Below are 20,041 nucleotides of genomic sequence, written 5' to 3' on the forward strand. Positions count from 1 at the left end.
TTGCTTACTTTGCTTTTGGCGAAGCAAAAGAAAAGTGAGTTGCCGCCGGGCAACCCCCGGCCCCGAAACGCAACCCATCATCAGCGTCGGAAGCGCCGCTTACTTAAGCAAACCTTCATGCTTCATGGCGGCTTGCACAGCGGGTCGGGCAGCGACGCGGTCACGGAAGGAAGCAATATTAGAAAACCCCGAAATATCCACCCCAACCCGAGGCGCCCACCCACTAACAGCAAACAGGTAAGGATCAGCAACACTAAAGGTATCGCCCATCAGGTACTGCTTGCCGCCAAGCTGCCCTTCCACCCACTTGAGCCGCGACAGCACCTTGTCGACAACGATGGTCTTGTAGTCGGCCGGCGTCGCGGCATTGAACAGCGGGGTGAAGCCGCGGTGCAGTTCCATGCCGATGAAGGTCAGCCAGGACTGCAGCTTGTAGCGCTCCAGCGTGCCGTTGGCCGGCGCGAGTTTTTTCTCGGGCACCTGGTCGGCGATGTACTGCACGATGGCCGGGCCTTCGGCGATGCGCGTGCCGTCGTCGAGTTCGAGCAGGGGCACGTAACCGAGCGGGTTGATGGTGTAGTAGTCGGTGCCGTCTTCCAGCTGGTGGGTCTTGGTGGGCGCCAGCACGTGTTCGAATTTCAGGCCGGACTCATGCAGCGTGATGTGCGGGGCGAGGGAGCAGGCGCCGGGGGAGTAATAAAGCTTCATGGTGTCTCATCCTTTGTGGTGGGTGGCGGACTGTGGCGGGAATGTCGCACAGCCCCCGATGCTAGCCGTATCGGCGGTTTTTTGCTGCGGGAGCGCGCCGCGCGCAGGCCACAATAGCCGCATGGCAAAAGTTTTCAAATGGGTGGTGTTCCTGGCGCTGGGCTTGATGGTGTTGCTGGCGGTGGTGGCGTTCACGCTGCACCGCTGGGTGAGCACCGACGGCTTCAGGCAGCGGATGGAGCGCGAGGCCACCGCCGCGCTGGGCGTGCCGGTGGCGCTGGACCGCGTCGCCGTGGACGTCTGGCCGCTGCCGGCGGTGGCGCTCAGCGGCATTTCGGTGCAGAGCAAGCCGGCCATCACCATCGAACGCGTGGAGGTGCGGCCGCAGTGGCAACCGCTGCTGCAAGGGCGGCTGGTGGTGTCGACCTTGCTGGTGCGCCGGGCGGTGCTGCCGCAGCAGGGCATTGACGGGGTGCTGCTGCTGTTGCAAAAGAAGAAACCCGCGGCGGCCGCCGCGCCCGCGCAGACCCCGGCCGGGCAGCCGCAGACCGCGCAGCTTGACTGGCTGCCGCGCCGCACGGTATTGGACGAGGTGACCTGGATCAGCGCCGCGGGCGCGCCCACCACGGTGCAGGCCGACGCCCGCTTTGGCGACGACGGCCTGCCCGACAGCGTGGCGCTCAAGCTGCTCAAGGGCAACCTGCAGGGCCTGGAAGCCAGCCTCAAGCGGGAGGAGGCAAAGCCCGCAGCGCCGGGCGCCGCCGCCGGCGACGAATGGGGCCTGCGCATCGACGTGGGCGGGGGCAAGGTGGAAGGCAAGCTGGGCTTGAAGAAGGTTCCATCGGGTTCCGCCGCGCGCCCCGGTGAAGAGCTGATGCTGCACGGCAAGTTGCAGACCCGCGATGTCGAGGTGGCGGCGTTGACCGCGCCCAGCAAGTCGCTGACCGGCAAGCTCGAGGCCGACACCACGCTCAGTTCACGTGCCGCGACCACCGGCGCGCTGGTCGATGCGCTGCAGACCCAGACCACCTTCACCGTGCGCAACGCCGTGCTCAATGGCTTGGACCTGGCCAAGGCGGTCAGGACCATAGGCCTGAGCCGCGGCGGCCAGACGCAGCTGGACACCCTGGCCGGCCAGGTGAGCACGCAGGGCAAGTCGGCGCAGCTGACCAACCTGGTGGCGAGTTCGGGTGCGCTGAGCGCGACCGGCAATGTCGCCATCTCGCCGGCCAAGGCGCTGAGCGGCCGTGTCAGCGTGAACGTGGCGGGCGACAGCAAGCTGGGCAATGCCATAGGCGGCGCGGTAGGCGTGCCCCTGACGGTGGGCGGCACGCTGGACAACCCCGAGGTCACGCTGTCGCGCTCGGCCCTGCTGGGCGCGGCCATAGGCACGGCCCTGCTGCCAGGCGTGGGTACCGGCGCCGGCGCAAACCTGGGCGACCGCGTGGGCGAGGGCTTCCGCAGCCTGTTCGGCAAGTGACCCGCGCACGGCCTCGCGCAGTGGGGCTACTGCGCTAGCAAAAAAATAGCGATCCGGGGAACCGCGTCCTTGTCCTACAGCGGCAAGCGGGCGCTGCTGATGGGGCGCCCGGCCATGCACTTTTAGCATGGGGACTCACCGCGACGCTTTCGTCACGGCGCACAACCCGGGTCCCCGGGCCGCATGCCGTTTGCGCATGGGCCGGGCCCTGACACCTTCCACAGGAGGCCGAAATGCTCAAGTACGCGATTATTTTTGCGCTGATTTCACTGATTGCCGGTGCCCTGGGCTTCGGCGGCGTGGCGGCGGGCGCCGCCGGCATTGCCAAGATCCTGTTTGGGCTGTTCCTGATCCTGGCTGTCATCTTCCTGCTCCTGGCGGCGCTGGGCGTGGGCGCGGCAAACAAGGTGCTGAAGTAGATGACGCTGCAAAAGGCGGATCGTGCCCTCGTGCCGTCATCGATGGTGTCGCGGTTCAGGCAACGGCTGTTCCAGCCGTGGTCGGGGCCGCGCGCACCGGCGGTGGCGCAGCCGCCTGAAGCGGTCGCCAAACGCAAGATCACGTTTCAGGCCAGCATCGCCGAATTCCTGCTGGTGAACCGCCTGCGCGCACGCCGCCGCGCCGCGCCTTCCGCCGACGTGCTGGAGCGCGCCGCGCGCATTGTTTTTGTGACCTGCCAGAACTGGTTCACCAAGCCGGGACGCGGCAGCCCCGACCACCGCACCCGCCTTTGACGGCTCCCACACCCCACCCCATGCACACTGCCCGGATTGAATCCCTGCTGGAATACGAAGTCGGCAGCCCCGCGCACTTCCTGTTCAACATCGAGACGGCTTTTCATGAAGGCCATCACGTGGTGGAGGAGCGCCTGACCATCACGCCCAGCATGAAGGTGCGCAACTTCTGCGACGAGCGCAGCGGCAACCGCTTCATACGCCTGGATGCGCCCAAGGGCCGGCTCTCCGTCAATTACTGCGCGAAGGTGGAACTGCACCCGGCGCCCGTCCCGCTGCACCTGGACGAAACGCCGGTGACCGGCGTGCCGGACGATGTGCTGCGCTACCTGATGCCCAGCCGCTATTGCGAGTCCGATGTCATGAGCCGTGCGGCGCAGCAGCTGTTCGGCCAGCTGCCGCCCGGCATAGGCCGGGTGCGCGCGATCGAGGGCTGGATCCACGAATCGATCGGCTACCTGCCGGGCTTCAGCAATTCCACGACCACGGCGCAGGAGGTGTTCGTGCAGCGCGCGGGCGTGTGCCGCGACTTCGCGCACCTGGGCATCACGATGTGCCGCGCCCTCAACATCCCGGCGCGGCTGGTGGTGGGCTATGTGCATTTCGAGGAGCCGCCGCAGGATTTCCACGCGGTCTTCGAGGCCTGGCTGGAGGGGCGCTGGGTGATCTTCGACCCGACGCGCATGGCGCCCATAGACCGCCTGGTGCGCGTCGGCACCGGGCGCGACGCCAAGGACGTGGCCTTTGCCACCATCTTCGGCGACGTGCAGATGATCCGCAAGGAACTGACGGTGGACGAAGGCGACGAGCCACCCCACCCGCCCGGCGCCACGCAGCCGCACCCTGTGCTGACCGTGGTGAGCGCCTAGTCTTTACGGCTGGGCCTGGGCCGCGGGAACCGGTGCACCCTGCCGCTTGAGCACCAGCAAGCCGAACAGCGTGGCCGTGACGTACATGCTGAAGGAGTAGATGGCCGCGGGCAGGGCCAGCTGGAAGCTGTTCAGCACGGCCAGCGCGATGAAGATCGCCAGCGTCGCGTTGTGGATGCCGATTTCATAGCTGATGGCGGTGGAGATCGGCTTGTCCAGCCCGGTCGCCCGGGCCACGTAATAACCGGCCAGCAGGCTCACGAGGTTGAAAGCCAGCACGGCCGGGCCTATGGCCGCGAAGCCGCCGCTGAGCGACTGCCATTCCTTGACGACCGCGCCCACAGCCACCACCACCAGCACGATGATGCTGAAGATTTTGGTCGGGTTCTCGCTGCGCGCGGCCCAGCCCGGCTTCACGGTGCGCAGCCACATGCCGACGGCCACCGGCACCAGCACGATGACGATGACCTCCACCACCTTGCCGAACTGCAGCGGCACGACCTGGCCGGTTTTGGCGAAAGTGTTGATGGCCCAGTTGGCAATCAGCGGCATGGTGAGGATGGACAGCAGGGTGTTGATGGCGGTCAGCGAGATGTTCATGGCGACGTTGCCGCCGAACAGGTGGCTGAACAGGTTGGCCGAAATGCCGCCCGGCGAGGCCGCCAGCAGCATCAGGCCCACCGCAAACAGCGGCGGCACATTCAGCAGCACGATGATGGCGTAGCAGGCCACAGGCAGCACGATGACCTGCAGCACCAGCGCCACGATCACGGCCTTGGGGTATTTGAGCAGGCGCGTGAAGTCCTCAACCTTGAGCGTCAGGCCCAGGCCCAGCATGACCAGCGCGAGCGCCACGATGAGCAACTGCGCGACGACGGGTGAGCCGCTCATGACTTGTAGCTCTCATCGAGTTTGTCGAGCTTGCGGATCAGCGATGGCCAGACAAAGGCCCCGCCCATGCCGCCGGTCTGCACACGCATGGCCTCGGCCACGCCCTTGACGATCAGCGGGTTGACCTCGGTCAGCGGGCCGCCGGCCTGGGCGTCGAGCTGGATGCGGCAGGTGTTCTCGAAGGTGTACATGCTGAGGAAAGCGTCGGCAATCGTCTTGCCCACGACCAGCAGGCCGTGGTTGCGCAGCATCAGGAAGTTGGCGTTGCCCAGGTCGGCCTGCAGGCGCGGCTTTTCGTCGTCGCGGAAGGCCACGCCCTCGTAAGCGTGATAGGCCAGCGAGGCCAGCACAAAGGTGGACTGCTGGCTGATGGGCAGCACGCCGCATTGCTGGGCGCTGACGGCAACGCCGGCGCGCGTGTGGGTGTGCAGCACGCAGCCGGCATCGGCGCGTGCCTCGTGCACCGCGCTGTGGATCACGAAGCCGGCCGGGTTTACCGGGAACGGCGAGTCGATGACCTTGTTGCACAGGCCGTCGACCTTGACCAGGCTGGACGCGGTGATCTCGTCGAACATCAGGCCGTAGGGGTTGATCAGGAAGTGGTGCTTGCCGGCGCCCGAAACCGATTCGGGCAGCTTGGCGCTGATGTGGGTGAAGACCAGGTCGCTCCAGCCGTAGAGCGCGGCCAGGCGGTAGCAGGCGGCGAGGTCGCAGCGCAGCTGCCATTCTTCAGCGCTGACGACTTCTTTCAGGGAAGGGATGTGCATGCTTGTCTCCGGGGGTAGTGGTTTTAATGAGCTCAGGTGCACGATACGTCCGTGCTTGACGTGGAACTGTCAAAAATTTGACAATTGGCCGCATGCCTATCGTTCCCGCGACACCTCCCCCGCTTTTGCCCATGGCGCGCATGTCGGCCAACCCCTGGTTTGGCGCGCTGCCGCTGGCGGACCGGGAGGCGCTGCTGGGCTCGGCCGAGGTGCTGCGCCTGCGGCCCGGCGAGATGCTGTTCCGCCAGGGCGACGCGCCGGGCGGCTTTTACGGGCTGTTGGGCGGGATGCTCAAGATCTCTTCCCTGCGGGAAGACGGGCGCGAGGCCATCCTGGTGGTGCTGGAGGCCGGCAACTGGATAGGCGAAATTTCGCTGATGGACGGCGAGCCGCGCACCCACGATGCCACGGCGCTTTCGGCGGCCGAGGTGCTGGTGGTGCCGCAGGCAGCTTTTGCCGCGCTGATGGAGGGCGCCCCTTTTGCCCGGGCGATTGCGGGACTGCTGGCGGCGCGCGTGCGCTCGCTTTACGGCATGGTGGAAGACGCGGCGCTGCGTTCGACCCGCGCGCGCGTGGCGCGCCGACTGCTGCTGCTGGCGCGCGGCGATGCCACGCTGGCGCTGAAGGCGCGGCCGGTGGTGCCGGTGTCGCAGGAGGCGCTGGCCATGATGCTGGGCGTCAGCCGGCAGACGCTGTCGGTGGAGCTCAAGGCCATGGTGGCCCAGGGTGCGATCGCGCTGCGCTACCGGCGCATAGAGATTGTTTCGGCGGCGCGGCTGGAGGCGCTGGGCAATGTGTCGCGCTAACCCGCGGCGGGCCGCGTGTCGTGTTCAAGCCGGCCCAGCCAGGCCATGGCCGCACCCGCATCGGCGCCGCACATCTCGGCCGAGGGCATGAGCTGGCCGCAGACGGCGGGCCGCTCGGGCCGGCCGAAGATCAGGCACTGGTTGGCATCACCCAATTGCACACAGCGCACGCCGGCCGGCTTGCCTTGCGGCATGCCGGGGATGGCGGAGCTGATGGACGGCGCGATGCAGCAGGCGCCGCAGCCGGGGCGGCAGTTCATGGGGGAATCGCTCGTGTGAAGTCTTGGGAAGCCGGGTTTAGTCAGGCTTGATTTTCGCGCGTTCGGCGACCAGTTTCCAGCGCGCCTGCTCGGTCTTGATGAAGGCGCCGTATTGCGCCGGCGTGTCGCCCACGGGCTGGGCCGTGTCGCCGCGCAGGCGCTCGGTGGCCTGCGGGTTGCGCATGGCCTTGTTGCAGGCTTCGGCGATGCGGTCGATGTTGGCCTGCGGCATGTTGGACGGGGCGTTGAGGCCGTACCACTGGGTCATTTCAAAACCGGGATAGCCGCTTTCGGCGACCGTCGGCACGTCGGGCAGCTGGGGCAGGCGTTCCTTGGTGCCGGTGGCGATGCAGCGCAGCTTGCCCGACTTGATGTGCGCCAGGATGGCAGGCGCGCCCACGCTGGCGGCTTCAAGCCGGCCGGCCAGCAGATCGGTGAGCTGCGGGCCGGTGCCGCGGTAGGGCACGTGCAGCACAAAAACGCCGGTGGCCATCTTCAGGTATTCAAACGCCAGGTGGCCTGCGCTGCCGTTGCCGGCCGAGCCGTAGTTGAGCTGGCCGGGCTTGGCTTTGGCGAGCGCGATGAACTCTTTGAGGTTGTTGGCCGGCACGCTCGCATTGATCACATAAAGGCTGGGCACCTTGGCCAGCAGCGAGATGGGCTTGAAGTCCTTGTTGGTGTCGAAGGGCAGCTTGTCGAAGATGAAGGGGTTGACCGCCATGGTGCCGATGTGGCCCAGGATGAGGGTGTGGCCGTCGGTGGAGGCCGCGCATTCCTGCATTGCGATGTTGCCGCTGGCGCCTGGCTTGTTTTCGACAAACACGGTCTGGCCCAGGCTCTTGGTCAATTCGTTGGCGGCCGAGCGCGCGACGATTTCCGAACTACCGCCGGGCGCGAAAGGCACCAGCAGGCGTATCGGTTTGCTGGGCCAGCCGGCCTGCGCATGCAGCAGCCCCGGAAAGGCCGAGACCGCGGCCAGTGCGCCGCCGGCCTTGAGGCCGAATTGCAATGCGCCGCGGCGCGTGTTCGTCTGTTTCATCTGGTGTCTCCGGATCGTTGTCGTTGGCCCAATATAGGACCGTACTGGAGGCGCGGCGCTACGTGATTCCGCTAATGAGGCTAACCCCCATGCGCTACATGAAGGATGCGTCGAAGCGTTCGCGCGCGGCCTTCAGGCTCTGGTGGTTGCGTTCGGCCCAGTTGTCGAGCGGGATCAGGGTTTCGCTGAGGGACTGGCCCAGCGCGCTGAGTTGGTATTCCACATGGGGCGGCACGGTCTGGCGGTCAAAGCGCAGCACCAGGCCGTTGCGCACCAGTTCCTTGAGCGTCTGCGTCAGCATCTTTTGCGAGATGCCTTCTATCTTGCGCATCAGCTCGTTGTTGCGCACCGGGCCCTTTGCCAGCGCCGGGATCACCAGCAGCGCCCATTTGCTGGCGACCAGCTCCAGCGCCTGGCGCGAGGGGCAGGCCTGGCTAAACACAGTTGAGGCATCGGCGGGGAGCTCGTGGGGAATTGTCATGGTTACCAGAAGGTGCGTACTTGTCTATGGGTAATCGTAAACCTAAGCTGGCGGCTCCTTGATTTTTCCCCTCTTTAACCCTTTTAACCCTCCTAACCCTGTTACCGAAAGAACGACCTCCATGGCCTGGTTTTACTTACTCGCCGCAAGCATTGTCGAAATCGCAATGGCCTTGCTCCTTAAATCCTCACAGGGCTGGACCCGGCTCCTGCCCAGCGTGCTGGGCGTCGCGGCGGCGGGCGCCAGCATTTTCTTTTTGACGCATGCCGTCAAGACCTTGCCGGTGGGCACGGCCTACGCGATCTGGACCGGCATAGGCTCGGTCGGCGTGACCGTGATCGGCATCCTCTGGATGGGCGAGAGCGCCTCGGCGCTGCGCCTGCTGTGCGTGGCGCTGGTGGTGGCCGGCATGGTGGGCCTGCGCCTGCTGGACGGCACGGCCTGATACCCCCTTGCACGGAGAAAGCCATGACCCATCTGCTCTTTATAGAAGCCTCGCCGATGCGGGCCGCATCAACGTCCAGCACCGTGGCCGCTGCCTGGCTGGAGGCGTATCGCGAGGCGCACCCCAAGGACGTTGTGGACACGATCAATGTCTGGGACATTGATTTGCCGCCTTTTGACGCCGACATGATCGCCGCCAAGTTTGCTGTGCTGCGTGCGCAGAATGCGACCGCCCCGCAGCAGGCGTTGTGGGCGCGCGCGGTGGCCTTGTCGCAGCGTTTCAATGCGGCCGACCGCTACCTCTTCAGCCTGCCAATGTGGAATTTCGGCATCCCTTACCGGCTCAAGCATTTCATCGACGTGGTGACTTTGCCGGGGCAGAACTGGAGTTGGTCGCGGGAGACCGGCTACCAGGCACTGCTGCCGGGCAAGGGGGCGACGCTGGTGTATTCGAGCGCCGGCGCTTACCCGCTGCCGCCCGAGGAGGACGAGTCGGATTTTCAGAAACCGTATATGCGGCGCTGGCTGCGTTTTCTGGACATCGCGGTCGACGCGGAAATCAGCGCCGCGCCGACGTTGGTGGCGCCGGAGGAGCTGGCGGCGACCAAGGCTGGAGCGATGGAACGCGCGCGTGCCCTGGCCTCGATTCTTTATTAATTAATCAGGCCGCCAGCCGGGCACTGGCGAACAGCACCTGGTCGATCACGGCCTGCACGTTCTTCACGTGCGCTTCGTTGCCCATTTTTCCGTCGACATCAAAAGCATCGGCGGCGCGGCCCAGGGCAAAAGCCTTGGGCGCCACCCAGCACTGCGCGTTGAGCAGCAGCGGCACCAGGTGGCTTTGCGAGCGCAGGCCACCGAGCGCGCCGGGCGAGGCGCTGAGCACACCCACGACCTTGCCGGTAAAAGACTTGAAGCCTTCGTGCCAGGCCGGGTCGCTCTTGACCGGGCTGGAAACCCAGTCGATGGTGTTTTTCAGCAGGGCGGTGTAGCTGCCGTTGTACTCGGGTGAGCAGATGATCCAGGCCGGGTGCTCGAACATGAGCTGCTTGAGTTTCATGACGTCGGGCGGCGTGCCCTTGGCCTCAAGGTCGGCGTTGTACATCGGGATGTCGAAGTCCGCCAGTTCTATATGGGTGACGTCGGCGCCGCTGGCGCGCGCCAGGGCGGCCGCGACATGGGCCAGTTTGCGGTTGTAGGAGTTCTGGCGGATGCTGCCGGCGAAGATGAGGAGTTTTTGGGGGGCGGTCATTGTCCGATTTCACCACAGGCCGCAGGGTGAAAAGCTGCGTACTGGGTGCCTTGCAAGCACGAACCCGCTAAAATGTACAAAACATTGAAATTTGTACAAAATGCACACCATACCTCTCAGTGAGTTTCGCGCTCACGCCTCAGCCATGATTGACCTGGTCGAACAGGGCGAAACCGTCCGCATACTCAGGCACGGCAAACCGGTGGCTGAACTGGTGCCCCTGAAGGCTGCAGAAGACACGGCCAAAGTCCCGAGCTGGAAGCGGCCTATCGAACCGCTGCGTTACCTGAAGCCGCCAGCCAAATCGGGTGCGCAAATGATCATCGAAGAGCGCGAAGGTGGCTGGTGATGAATGTGTTGTTTGATGCTTCGGCGCTCTTCAAGCGCTACAGCGGTGAGGCCGGTGTTGACCGCGTTCTGGCGTTACAGGCATTGGCTAGCGGCATCACCGCTGCCGTGCATTGCAAGACGGAGGTGGCCTCCGCATTGACACGCCAATGGCGCGAAGGCTCTTTTACGGAAGATGAATACAGCCGTGTGCTGGCAGTCATTCACGCGGATTTTGATGAGTTGACGGTGATGCCATTGACGGGGCAGGCTGAACGTTATGCGATTGCTGCGATGCGCCTGGCCGCGCTGCGCGGCATGGACGCGTTGCACATCGGCACGGCACAGGCAGCCCGCGTGGATTTGTTTGTGACGGCCGACAAGCGCCAGGCGGCAGCTGCCCAGGCCGTGGGTTTGAAAACCGAACTGATAGAAGCCTGACCTATGTTTTACCCCCAAGAATTTGACGTGATCGTGGTTGGCGGCGGCCATGCCGGCACCGAGGCCGCCCTGGCTTCGGCCCGCATGGGCTGCAAGACTTTGCTGCTGTCGCACAACATCGAGACGCTGGGCCAGATGAGCTGCAACCCATCCATCGGCGGCATCGGCAAGGGCCACTTGGTCAAGGAAGTGGACGCCCTGGGCGGCGCGATGGCGCTGGCCACGGACGAAGGCGGCATCCAGTTCCGCATCCTGAACAGCTCCAAGGGCCCGGCCGTACGTGCGTCCCGGGCGCAGGCCGACCGGATTCTTTATAAGGCGGCGATCCGCCGCAAGCTCGAGAACCAGCCCAACCTGTGGCTGTTCCAGCAGGCGGTCGACGACTTGATGGTGGAGGGTGACCGGGTGGTCGGCGCCGTCACGCAGGTCGGCATCAAGTTCCGTTCGCGCACCGTGGTGCTCACGGCCGGGACTTTCCTGGACGGCAAGATCCACGTCGGGCTCAACAACTACTCGGCCGGCCGGGCGGGCGACCCGCCGGCGGTTTCGCTGTCGAGCCGGCTCAAGGAACTCAAGCTGCCGCAAGGCCGGCTCAAGACCGGCACGCCGCCGCGCATCGACGGCCGCACGATTGACTTCAGCAAGTGCACCGAGCAACCCGGCGACGGCATGCCCGGCGGGATAGCGGGGCCGGTGCCAGTCTTCAGTTTTATGGGCGGCGGCATTGCCCACCCGCGGCAAATGCCCTGCTGGATCACCCACACCAACGAGCGCACCCACGACATCATCCGCTCGGGTTTTGACCGCAGCCCCATGTTCACCGGCAAGATCGACGGCGTCGGCCCGCGCTATTGCCCCAGCGTCGAAGACAAGATCAACCGCTTCGCCGACAAGGACAGCCACCAGATTTTCCTGGAGCCCGAAGGCCTGACGACCCACGAGATCTACCCCAACGGCATCTCCACCAGCCTGCCTTTTGACATCCAGTACGAGCTGGTGCGCTCCATGGCCGGCATGGAAAACGCCCACATCCTGCGGCCCGGCTACGCCATCGAGTACGACTACTTCGACCCGCGGGCGCTGAAGTCCAGCTTTGAAACCCGGGCGATCGGCGGCCTGTTCTTCGCTGGCCAGATCAACGGCACGACCGGTTATGAAGAGGCGGCGGCCCAGGGCTTGTTCGCCGGCGTCAATGCCGCGCTGCAATGCCAGGGCAAGGATGCCTGGCTTCCCAGGCGTGACGAAGCCTACCTGGGCGTGCTGGTCGACGACCTGATCACCAAGGGCGTGACCGAGCCCTATCGCATGTTTACCAGCCGGGCCGAGTTCCGCCTGATGCTGCGCGAGGACAACGCCGACATGCGCTTGACCGAAAAAGGCCGGGAGCTGGGCCTGGTCGACGACGCCCGCTGGGACGCCTTTAACCGCAAACGCGACACTGTTTCACGTGAAACAGCCCGGCTTCGGGCGATCTGGGTCAACCCCAACAACCTGCCGGTGGCCGAAGCCGAGCGGGTTTTAGGCAAATCGATTGAGCGCGAGTACAACTTGCTGGACTTGCTGCGCCGCCCCGACGTGAACTACGCCGGACTGATGTCGCTGGAGGAGGGCAAATATGCCAATCCCGAACTGGCGGCTGAAGCCGCGGCCAGCGACGACATCGCCAAAAGCGTGATCGAACAGATCGAGATCACGGCCAAGTACGCCGGCTACATCGACCTACAAAAGACCGAGGTCGAGCGCGCCGCCCACTACGAAAACCTCAAGCTGCCGGCCGACCTCGACTACCTGCAGGTCTCAGCCCTGAGTTTTGAGGCGCGCCAGACCCTGGCCAAACACCGACCCGAAACCCTGGGACTGGCTTCGCGCATCTCTGGCATCACGCCGGCGACCGTCTCCCTGCTGCTGGTGCACCTGAAGAAGAACCTGTGGAAAAACACGGTTCCGCTCCAGGCGGCTGACGTTTCTTCCGAAAAAGCCCAAGCCTGATGCGGGCCGGTGAACAGGATTTGCGCGCTGGCCTGAAGGCGCTGCAACTGGACCTGGGCGACCTACAAGTCGGCCGGCTGCTGGATTACCAGGACCTGATCAGCAAATGGACCAAGGTCTACAACCTGACGGCCGTGCGCGACCCGGCGGAAATGATGACCCACCACCTGCTGGACAGCCTGGCCGCGGTGCTCCCGCTGCGCCGCCATCTGCAAAAAGCCGGGCTAGGGCAGGGCGCCCGCTTGCTGGACGTAGGTTCGGGTGCCGGCCTTCCGGGTGTGGTCATCGCCATCTGCTGCCCGGAAGTGGCGGTCACTTGCGTGGATACGGTGGCTAAAAAAGCCGCTTTTATCAAACAGGCGGCGCTGGCGCTCAAGCTGCCGAACCTCTCGGGTTTGCATGCCCGGGTCGAAACCATCGCCATGCCGTTTGAGGTGATTTGCTCCAGGGCCTTCGCTTCGCTGGTGGACTTCACCAACTGGTCCGTCGGTGCCCTAGCCCCGCAGGGTGCCTGGATGGCGATGAAGGGCAAACACCCGGCCGACGAAATTGCCGCCTTGCCGGCCGGGGTTGAAGTGTTTCACGTGGAACAGTTGCAGGTGCCGGGGCTGAATGCCGAGCGCTGCATTGTCTGGATGCGGGTAAAAACCGGCGCCTGAACCGGGTGGGTCGGGAGCTTGATCCCGCCCGGCCCGTTGTTCGGGCACAAAAAGAAACCTTCGCGGACGCCGAATCGGCCCTGATCGGCCTCCTTTGGCATTCCGGCGGCACACCCCTGTCGTAAACTCGAGCACTCGCGCTTCCTCCTCTCTACTTTCTGGAGAACCTCCATGTTGGGCTCATTCGTCGGCATCGCCGACTACGGCGCTTTTGTCGTTGCGATCATTGTGTTTCTGCTGATTCCCGGACCGGGCAACCTGGCGCTGATCACCTCGACCAGCAAGGGCGGGATCGCGGGCGGCCTGGGTGCGACCTTCGGCGTGATCGCCGGCGACCAGGTTTTGCTATGGGCGGCGGTGGCTGGTGTGTCGGCCATCATGGCGGCTTACCCCACGGCTTTCCATATCGTCCAGTGGGCCGGTGCCATTTACCTGGCATGGCTGGGCATCAAGATGCTGGTCGCCAAACCCGGTGATGCACCGCTGCTGAATATCAAGCCGCGCCATTACTTTCGCCAGGCACTACTGATCACCTTGCTCAATCCCAAGGCCATCGTGTTTTACATGGCCTTCTTCCCGCTGTTTGTCGATCCGGCCCAGCACCAGGGCCTGAAGACCTTTGCCGTGATGGCGGCGACGATTGCCGGGCTGACTTTCCTGTACGGCCTGTGCTCGGTCATGATCACCTACCACCTGGCAGAACGCATACGCGCCAACCCCAAAATCACGGTCGTGCTGAACAAGCTGGCCGGCGTTTTCCTGATCGGCTTCGGCCTCAAGCTCGCGGTCTCCAAGTAAGCCGCCATCGCATTTCGCGTCCTCATTCGAACAAAAACTAAAAGCACACATGGCAAAAATATTCTGCGTAGCCAACCAAAAGGGTGGGGTAGGGAAGACGACAACGACGGTGAACCTGGCCGCGGGCCTGGCCAAAGTCGGCCAGCGGGTCTTGATGATTGACCTGGACCCACAGGGCAATGCCACCATGGGTTCCGGCGTGGACAAGCGCAAGCTGGAGATGACGGTCTACGACGTGCTGCTCGAATCCGCCTCGGTGGCCGAGGCGCGGGTGCACAGCGAAAAATGCGGCTACGACGTGCTGGGCGCGAACCGCGAACTGGCCGGCGCCGAGGTCGAGCTGGTCGACGTCGAGCGCCGCGAAAAGCGCCTCAAGCTCGCACTGGCCGAAGTCGACAGCCAGTACGACTTCGTGCTGATCGACTGCCCGCCGTCACTCAGCATGCTGACCCTCAACGGCCTGTGCTGCGCCCACGGCGTGATCGTGCCCATGCAATGCGAGTACTTCGCGCTCGAAGGCCTGACCGACCTGGTCAACACCATCAAGCAGGTGCACGCCAACCTCAACAAGGATCTGCAGATCATCGGCCTGCTGCGCGTGATGTTCGACCCGCGCATCACCTTGCAGCAGCAGGTCAGCGACCAGCTCAAGGAACACTTCGCCGACAAGGTCTTCAATACCGTGATCCCGCGCAACGTACGACTGGCTGAAGCGCCTAGCTACGGCCTGCCCGGCGTGGTGTTCGACCCGGCCTCCAGGGGCGCGCAGGCCTTTGTCACCTTCGCCGAAGAGATGGTCGACCGCATCAAGGCCATGTAAGACTGGTTGGCTGGAATCCTTTGCAAACAGGTGATTTTCAGCTATCAATTCAATAGCAAATTAGTGGCATCGATCGTCCCGAGCATGAACCCCCGCAACGTCCTCATACTCCCCGGCTGGAAAAACAGCGGCCCCGGCCATTGGCAAACCCTGTGGGAAGAGGCCGACGGCTACACCCGCGTGGAGCAGCACAGCTGGATGCATCCGCTGCGCGGCGACTGGACGGCGCGCCTCGAAGACGTGCTGCTGTCCTGTGACGAGCCCGCGGTGCTGGTGGCGCACAGCCTGGGCTGCATGCTGGTGGCGGCCTGGGCCAGCCATTCGCGGAATGTCCATCGCGTCAAGGGCGCGCTGCTGGTCGCGCCGCCCGACGTCGAGCGCGATGACGTGCGCGAGATGCTGCCCAGCTGGGCGCCGGTACCCTCGCAAAAGCTGCCCTTTGACAGCGTGGTGTTCGCCAGCAGCGACGACCCTTTCTGCGGGGCAGGGCGGGCACGGCAATTCGCGGCGTCTTGGGGCTCGGGCTTTGTGGACGCCGGCCCGCGCGGCCACCTCAACGCCGACAGCGGCCTGGCCGACTGGCCAGAAGCCTACCTGCGGCTGCTCCAGCTCAAGGAGCTGACTTCCCCTGCCATTGAGCCCTCACCCAACATCACGCCCCGGCCATGACCTCATTTTTTTTCCAACGCCCGCGCTGCCTGCAAATCGCCCTGATGGTGCTGGCGGCATGGGCGAGTGCCTCCCTGCATGCCGAGCCCGATGAAGAGCTGCTCGGCAAGGCGCAGGGCTACCCCCTGGGCAACACCAGCACCTGGTACAGCAATCCTCATCGTGTCGGCTCCTGGTCGGCCATGGACAAGGTGCCCGGTGTGCGGGTCCGCGTGGTTGCTCGCCCGGCCGAAGCCAGCCCGCTGCCGCGCGCGGCCAGCCTGGCGTCCATCAGCTACCGCTACAAGAACACCAACTACACACTGGCCGACTACCTGGACCGCCAGCGCACCACCGGCCTGCTGGTCCTGAAAAACGGCGAGATCATCGCCGAGCACTACCGCTACGGCCGCAAGGACGACGCGCGCTTTTTGTCTTTCTCGATGGCCAAGAGCGTCACCTCGCTGCTGGTCGGCAAAGCGCTCTCGCTGGGGTTGATCGCCTCGCTCGACGACCCGGCCGAGAAATACGTCAAAGAACTTGCCGGCAGCCCCTATGGCGCCACCACCCTGCGCCAGCTGCTGCGCATGAGTTCGGGCCTCACCTTCACAGAGCGCTACGACGGCAAGGACGACATCGCGCGCCTGTCGCGCGCCTCCTTCGGGGTGCCTGGCGCGGGCATGCCGATCGATGTGCTGAAGTCCATCACCGACCGCCATTCACCACCCGGCGAAAAATTTGTCTACGCCGGCTCAGAGACCGACGTGCTGGGCCGCGTGGTGGTGGCCGCCACCGGCAAGAACATGTCCGAGCTCACCACCGAGTGGATCTGGAAACCCATGGGCGCCGAGCATGACGCCTTCTGGCGCGTCTCCGTCGACGGGCAGGAGCAATCCTACGGGGCCTTCAACGCCAGCCTGCGCGACTGGGCGCGCCTGGGCCAGTTGCTGGCCAATGACGGCCGAGCGATTGACAAAACCACCGGCAAACCCGGCGCGCTGCAGGTCCTGCCGCTGGACTATTTGCTGGATGCCACCGACGCAACGCGCCAGCCGCCGGCATTCAAGCCGCGCACGGCCACGCCCTACTTTGGCTACGGCTACCAGTTCTGGCTCATGCCGATGCGGTCGCGCACTTTTGCCATGCAGGGCATCCACGGCCAGACGGTCTATGTGCAGCCCTCCACCGGCATCGTGCTTGTGACGACTTCGGTGTGGGAACAGGCCAGCGGCAAGCAGGACGCACAACCTTACGAAGAGCGCGACGCCCTGTGGCGCGGCGTGCTGCAATCCCTGGGCGGTAGCCTCACGCCTCCCTGAACACTGCGCCCTACATAAACATAAACACTGACGGATTGAAGGAAAAGAAACATGGTCACCAAAAAACCCAAGGGCCTGGGCCGCGGACTTGAAGCACTGCTGGGCCCCAAGGTCAGCGAAACCGCCACCGACGCGGAGAACGCCAGCAGCACGGCGAACAGCCCCGGCCTGCCGGCCTCGCTGCGGCTGGAAGACATGGTCGCCGGGCAGTACCAGCCGCGCACGCGCATGGACGAAGGCGCGCTCTACGAGCTCGCCGAATCCATCAAGGTGCAGGGCATCATGCAGCCGATCCTGGTGCGGCGCCTGACCTCGGGCAGCAACGACGGCAAGTATGAAATCATCGCCGGCGAGCGGCGCTTCCGCGCGGCAAAACTCGCCGGCCTGGACAGCGTGCCGGTGTTGGTGCGCGACGTGCCCGACGAGTCGGCCGCCGCCATGTCGCTGATCGAGAACATCCAGCGCGAAGACCTGAACCCGCTCGAAGAAGCGCACGGCCTGCAGCGCCTGGTCAAGGAATTCGGCCTCACGCATGAGCTCGCCGCGCAGGCCGTGGGCCGCTCGCGCAGCGCAGCTTCCAACCTGCTGCGTTTGCTGAACCTGGCCGACCCGGTGCAGACCATGCTGATGGCCGGCGATCTGGACATGGGCCATGCGCGCGCCTTGCTGGTCCTGGACCGCGCCGCGCAGATCACCGCGGCCAACCAGATCTCGGCCAAAAAGATGTCGGTGCGCGAGGCCGAAAGCCTGGTTAAAAAACTCAGCGCCGAGTTCTCTCTCAAGCCGCAAAAAGCCACCAAGGAAAAATCCCGCGACACGCGCCGTGTCGAGGAAGAACTGGCCGATTTGCTGATGGCCGATGTGGAAGTGCGCGTCAAGAAACAGGTCAAGCGCAACGGCCGGCGCGAAGACATGGGCGAGGTGGCCATCCAGTTCGCTTCGATGGACGAACTCAACGGACTGATCGAGCGGCTGCGCGGCGGCAAGTAGCAGGAGCGGCAGGTCGCCGCGCAGTGACCCAGCAAGCCCCCGATCCCGCTCCCGAACCCGCTTGCCCCGAGCACCGCAGGTTGCCCGAAGCGAAGCGCAGGGACCCAGACTGCGGGTCGCCTTTTCTTTTGCTTACTTTGCTTTTGGCGAAGCAAAAGAAAAGTGAGTTGCCGCCGGGCAACCCCCGGCCAGCAGCCCTCAGCAGAGAGAACAAAAGCGCAAAGGCCGGAGCAAGACCCGGCCCGCTCTCAGGAGAGCGAAAAAATCTTCCCCGGATTCATGATGTTCTTCGGGTCCAGCGCGCGCTTGATAGTGCGCATCATGTCGACTGCGCCGTCGCCGGTTTCCGTCACCAGGAAGTCCATCTTGTGCAGGCCCACGCCGTGTTCGCCCGTGCAAGTGCCTTCCAGCGCCAGCGCGCGGCTCACCAGCTTGTGGTTCAGCGCCTCGGCGACTTCGCGTTCCTTGGGAATCATCGGGTCTATGAGGTAGCCGAAGTGGAAATTGCCGTCGCCGACGTGGCCGACCAGGAAGTAGGGGATGCCGCTGGCGTCGACTTCGGCCACCGACTCGAGCAGGCAGTCGGCCAGGCGCGAGATCGGCACGCAGGTGTCGGTGGAAATCGCGCGGCAGCCGGGCCGCGACTGGATGGCCGCAAAGTAAGCGTTGTGCCGCGCCGTCCAGAGGCGGGTGCGTTCTTCCGGCGTGCTGGCCCATTCAAAGGCATTGCCGCCGTGGCCGCTGGCGAGCTCCTGCACCAGCTCGGCCTGCTCTTTCACGCTGCTGGGAGAGCCGTGAAACTCCATCAGCAGCATGGGTTCTTCGCGCAGAGTGAGCTTGGAGTGCGCGTTCACCATGCGCACGGTGTTGTGGTCTATCAGCTCGACGCGCGCGATCGGCACGCCCATCTGTATCACCTCAATCGTGGTGCGCACGGCGGCTTCGATGCTCGGGAAAGAGCACACCGCGGCCGAGATCGCCTCGGGCAGCGGGTAGAGCTTGACGGTGACTTCGGTGATCACGCCCAGCGTGCCTTCGCTGCCCACCATGAGGCGCGTCAGGTCGTAGCCGGCCGATGATTTTTTGGCGCGTGTGCCGGTGCGTATGACGCTGCCGTCGGCCGTGACGACTTCCAGCGCCAGCACGTTCTCGCGCATGGTGCCGTAGCGCACGGCATTCGTGCCGCTGGCGCGGGTGGCGCTCATGCCCCCCAGGGTCGCGTCGGCGCCCGGGTCTATCGGGAAGAAGAGGCCTGTGCTTTTGACTTCTTCATTAAGCTGCTTGCGCGTCACGCCCGGCTGCACGGTGACGGTCAGGTCTTCGGCGTTGATGGACAAGACCTTGTTCATGCGGCTCACGTCGATGCTGATGCCGCCCTGCACGGCCAGCAGGTGGCCTTCGAGCGAGGTGCCCACGCCGAAGGGGATCACGGGCACGTTGTACTGGCCGGCCAGCTTCACCGCGTCGGCCACGTCCTGCGTGCTTTCGGCGAACACCACGGCCGAGGGCGGCGGTGCGGCGAAAGAAGATTCGTCGCGGCCGTGCTGCTCGCGCACCACCAGGGCCGTCGAGCAGCGCTCGGCAAAGCGGGCCTTCAAGGCGTCGATCAATGCCTGGGGCGTTTCACGTTGCTGGATCTCAGGGAGCAGGTGCTGGGGAAGGGGGGCGTTCATTGTTGTCTCCGGGTCGGTGGCACAGTTTACGACGTGTACGTAGTTTCTGCCACTGAAGGCGCCGGAGCCCGCAGCCAAGGCCGCGGGGGGGGCTGCGTGCTGGTGTTGTGGAAGGCGAAAAAAGCGGGGCGATGGTCACCCCGCAAGAATCATCAGGAGCCCAGGGCGGCCTTGGTGAGTTCGGCCAGCGAGATAAAGGAGTCGTGGTTGGCGTCGATCTGGTCGAAACGCAGCGCCACGGCCGGCAGGTGCTCGGCCTCCTGGCGGTCCAGCTTGCCGTCCTTGTTGGCATCGGCGCGGCCGAAAGCCGCCTCGACGTCCTGGGGCGTGGTGCGGTTTTGCGGGACCGCGCCCGGGGTGGCGGAGGGCGCCGTCTGGGCGGGCGGGCTGTTGGGGCTGGCCGGCGAAGTCGGGGCGGTCTGGGCCCGCGCTGCGCCTGCCGCACCCGCGGCCAATGCGGCCACCAGCAACACGCTGCGCAACTCAAAGCCGGGAATAGAATGTTTTGAATGTTTTGCAGCGGATGTTGATGTTGCTGTCGTGTGCATGATCATGCGGTGAATCCTTCAAAGAGTGAACAATCGGCCATTGCAACGCAGGCGGCGCAAGCAGGCCAGCAGTTTTTCAGGGTGTTGCCTCACTCACA

The 20,041-nt window shown here is 64.8% G+C and carries 25 protein-coding genes; 16 read left to right on the forward strand and 9 right to left on the reverse strand.

The window, feature by feature from the left end; all coding sequences use genetic code 11:
* Positions 1–99 precede the first annotated feature (99 nt).
* Positions 100–708, reverse strand: a complete 609-nt coding sequence (gene gstA / locus AC1D1F_RS11185) for a glutathione transferase GstA (RefSeq protein WP_477696132.1) — start codon at positions 706–708, stop codon at positions 100–102.
* 121 nt (positions 709–829) lie between these two features.
* On the opposite strand from gstA, the gene AC1D1F_RS11190 reads away from it, so the two are divergent.
* From AC1D1F_RS11190 to AC1D1F_RS11205, 4 genes are all read left to right on the forward strand, one after another.
* Positions 830–2,188, forward strand: coding sequence for an AsmA family protein (locus AC1D1F_RS11190; RefSeq protein WP_477675640.1), 1,359 nt, complete (start codon positions 830–832; stop codon positions 2,186–2,188).
* A gap of 233 nt (positions 2,189–2,421) precedes the next feature.
* The gene (locus AC1D1F_RS11195; RefSeq protein WP_413330032.1) at positions 2,422–2,607 is read left to right on the forward strand and encodes a DUF1328 family protein; all 186 of its coding nucleotides are present in this window, start codon (positions 2,422–2,424) and stop codon (positions 2,605–2,607) included.
* The gene (locus tag AC1D1F_RS11200; RefSeq protein WP_477654504.1) at positions 2,608–2,922 is read left to right on the forward strand and encodes a hypothetical protein; all 315 of its coding nucleotides are present in this window, start codon (positions 2,608–2,610) and stop codon (positions 2,920–2,922) included.
* Between the two features lie 20 nt (positions 2,923–2,942).
* Complete coding sequence (locus AC1D1F_RS11205) at positions 2,943–3,791, forward strand: transglutaminase-like domain-containing protein (protein ID WP_477675639.1); 849 nt, start codon at positions 2,943–2,945, stop codon at positions 3,789–3,791.
* 3 nt (positions 3,792–3,794) lie between these two features.
* Here the strand turns inward: AC1D1F_RS11205 and AC1D1F_RS11210 are convergent, their stop codons facing one another.
* Both AC1D1F_RS11210 and AC1D1F_RS11215 read right to left on the reverse strand, forming a co-directional pair.
* The gene (locus AC1D1F_RS11210; protein ID WP_477675638.1) at positions 3,795–4,682 is read right to left on the reverse strand and encodes a bile acid:sodium symporter family protein; all 888 of its coding nucleotides are present in this window, start codon (positions 4,680–4,682) and stop codon (positions 3,795–3,797) included.
* The gene (locus AC1D1F_RS11215; protein ID WP_477675637.1) at positions 4,679–5,449 is read right to left on the reverse strand and encodes a class II aldolase/adducin family protein; all 771 of its coding nucleotides are present in this window, start codon (positions 5,447–5,449) and stop codon (positions 4,679–4,681) included. Before AC1D1F_RS11215 ends, AC1D1F_RS11210 begins: the two co-directional genes overlap by 4 nt.
* A 92-nt stretch (positions 5,450–5,541) precedes the next feature.
* Here AC1D1F_RS11215 and AC1D1F_RS11220 point away from each other — a divergent pair, with 92 nt between their 5' ends.
* On the forward strand, positions 5,542–6,255 hold the full coding sequence (locus AC1D1F_RS11220; protein ID WP_477675636.1) for a Crp/Fnr family transcriptional regulator: 714 nt from the start codon (positions 5,542–5,544) through the stop codon (positions 6,253–6,255).
* Here the strand turns inward: AC1D1F_RS11220 and AC1D1F_RS11225 are convergent.
* From AC1D1F_RS11225 to AC1D1F_RS11235, 3 genes are all read right to left on the reverse strand, one after another.
* Positions 6,252–6,515, reverse strand: a complete 264-nt coding sequence (locus tag AC1D1F_RS11225; RefSeq protein ID WP_477675635.1) for a YkgJ family cysteine cluster protein — start codon at positions 6,513–6,515, stop codon at positions 6,252–6,254. The genes AC1D1F_RS11220 and AC1D1F_RS11225 overlap by 4 nt on opposite strands.
* 37 nt (positions 6,516–6,552) lie before the next feature.
* Positions 6,553–7,554: a Bug family tripartite tricarboxylate transporter substrate binding protein gene (locus tag AC1D1F_RS11230; RefSeq protein ID WP_477696130.1), complete on the reverse strand. Its 1,002-nt coding sequence runs from the start codon at positions 7,552–7,554 to the stop codon at positions 6,553–6,555.
* A gap of 94 nt (positions 7,555–7,648) precedes the next feature.
* On the reverse strand, positions 7,649–8,035 hold the full coding sequence (locus AC1D1F_RS11235; RefSeq protein WP_477675633.1) for a winged helix-turn-helix transcriptional regulator: 387 nt from the start codon (positions 8,033–8,035) through the stop codon (positions 7,649–7,651).
* A gap of 121 nt (positions 8,036–8,156) precedes the next feature.
* On the opposite strand from AC1D1F_RS11235, the gene AC1D1F_RS11240 reads away from it, so the two are divergent.
* Both AC1D1F_RS11240 and AC1D1F_RS11245 read left to right on the forward strand, forming a co-directional pair.
* Complete coding sequence (locus AC1D1F_RS11240; RefSeq protein WP_436155579.1) at positions 8,157–8,480, forward strand: DMT family transporter; 324 nt, start codon at positions 8,157–8,159, stop codon at positions 8,478–8,480.
* Positions 8,481–8,503: 23 nt separating this feature from the next.
* Positions 8,504–9,136 (forward strand): FMN-dependent NADH-azoreductase, encoded by a 633-nt coding sequence (locus tag AC1D1F_RS11245; RefSeq protein WP_477675632.1) that lies wholly within the window; start codon positions 8,504–8,506, stop codon positions 9,134–9,136.
* Positions 9,137–9,140: 4 nt separating this feature from the next.
* Here AC1D1F_RS11245 and AC1D1F_RS11250 read toward each other — a convergent pair whose 3' ends face one another.
* Positions 9,141–9,731, reverse strand: coding sequence for an NADPH-dependent FMN reductase (locus tag AC1D1F_RS11250; protein WP_477675631.1), 591 nt, complete (start codon positions 9,729–9,731; stop codon positions 9,141–9,143).
* 145 nt (positions 9,732–9,876) lie between these two features.
* Between AC1D1F_RS11250 and AC1D1F_RS11255 the strand changes: the two genes are divergently transcribed.
* The 9 genes from AC1D1F_RS11255 to AC1D1F_RS11295 all read left to right on the forward strand — a co-directional run bounded on the left by AC1D1F_RS11255 (position 9,877) and on the right by AC1D1F_RS11295 (position 17,722).
* A complete protein-coding gene (locus AC1D1F_RS11255; protein ID WP_477675630.1) occupies positions 9,877–10,080 on the forward strand; it encodes a type II toxin-antitoxin system Phd/YefM family antitoxin in 204 nt (67 codons plus the stop codon).
* Complete coding sequence (locus tag AC1D1F_RS11260) at positions 10,080–10,499, forward strand: type II toxin-antitoxin system VapC family toxin (RefSeq protein ID WP_477675629.1); 420 nt, start codon at positions 10,080–10,082, stop codon at positions 10,497–10,499. Before AC1D1F_RS11255 ends, AC1D1F_RS11260 begins: the two co-directional genes overlap by 1 nt.
* 3 nt (positions 10,500–10,502) lie before the next feature.
* Positions 10,503–12,488: a tRNA uridine-5-carboxymethylaminomethyl(34) synthesis enzyme MnmG gene (mnmG, locus tag AC1D1F_RS11265; protein WP_477675628.1), complete on the forward strand. Its 1,986-nt coding sequence runs from the start codon at positions 10,503–10,505 to the stop codon at positions 12,486–12,488.
* Positions 12,488–13,147: a 16S rRNA (guanine(527)-N(7))-methyltransferase RsmG gene (gene rsmG, locus AC1D1F_RS11270; RefSeq protein ID WP_477675627.1), complete on the forward strand. Its 660-nt coding sequence runs from the start codon at positions 12,488–12,490 to the stop codon at positions 13,145–13,147. The genes mnmG and rsmG overlap by 1 nt, the downstream gene beginning before the upstream one ends.
* 171 nt (positions 13,148–13,318) lie before the next feature.
* The gene (locus AC1D1F_RS11275) at positions 13,319–13,945 is read left to right on the forward strand and encodes a LysE family transporter (RefSeq protein WP_477675626.1); all 627 of its coding nucleotides are present in this window, start codon (positions 13,319–13,321) and stop codon (positions 13,943–13,945) included.
* A gap of 49 nt (positions 13,946–13,994) precedes the next feature.
* Positions 13,995–14,765 carry a ParA family protein gene (locus AC1D1F_RS11280; protein WP_477675625.1) on the forward strand — a complete coding sequence of 257 codons (771 nt, stop codon included), beginning with the start codon at positions 13,995–13,997 and terminating at the stop codon, positions 14,763–14,765.
* A gap of 84 nt (positions 14,766–14,849) precedes the next feature.
* On the forward strand, positions 14,850–15,434 hold the full coding sequence (locus AC1D1F_RS11285; protein WP_477675624.1) for an RBBP9/YdeN family alpha/beta hydrolase: 585 nt from the start codon (positions 14,850–14,852) through the stop codon (positions 15,432–15,434).
* Positions 15,431–16,732, forward strand: coding sequence for a serine hydrolase domain-containing protein (locus AC1D1F_RS11290; protein ID WP_477675623.1), 1,302 nt, complete (start codon positions 15,431–15,433; stop codon positions 16,730–16,732). Before AC1D1F_RS11285 ends, AC1D1F_RS11290 begins: the two co-directional genes overlap by 4 nt.
* Before the next feature lie 51 nt (positions 16,733–16,783).
* Positions 16,784–17,722 (forward strand): ParB/RepB/Spo0J family partition protein, encoded by a 939-nt coding sequence (locus AC1D1F_RS11295; RefSeq protein WP_477675622.1) that lies wholly within the window; start codon positions 16,784–16,786, stop codon positions 17,720–17,722.
* A gap of 248 nt (positions 17,723–17,970) precedes the next feature.
* Here the strand turns inward: AC1D1F_RS11295 and AC1D1F_RS11300 are convergent, their stop codons facing one another.
* Positions 17,971–19,395, reverse strand: a complete 1,425-nt coding sequence (locus tag AC1D1F_RS11300; RefSeq protein WP_477675621.1) for an FAD-binding oxidoreductase — start codon at positions 19,393–19,395, stop codon at positions 17,971–17,973.
* A gap of 152 nt (positions 19,396–19,547) precedes the next feature.
* Positions 19,548–19,949, reverse strand: coding sequence for an EF-hand domain-containing protein (locus AC1D1F_RS11305; RefSeq protein WP_477675620.1), 402 nt, complete (start codon positions 19,947–19,949; stop codon positions 19,548–19,550).
* Positions 19,950–20,041 lie beyond the last annotated feature (92 nt).

The sequence above is a fragment of the Polaromonas sp. P1_H6 genome, from assembly GCF_056405195.1.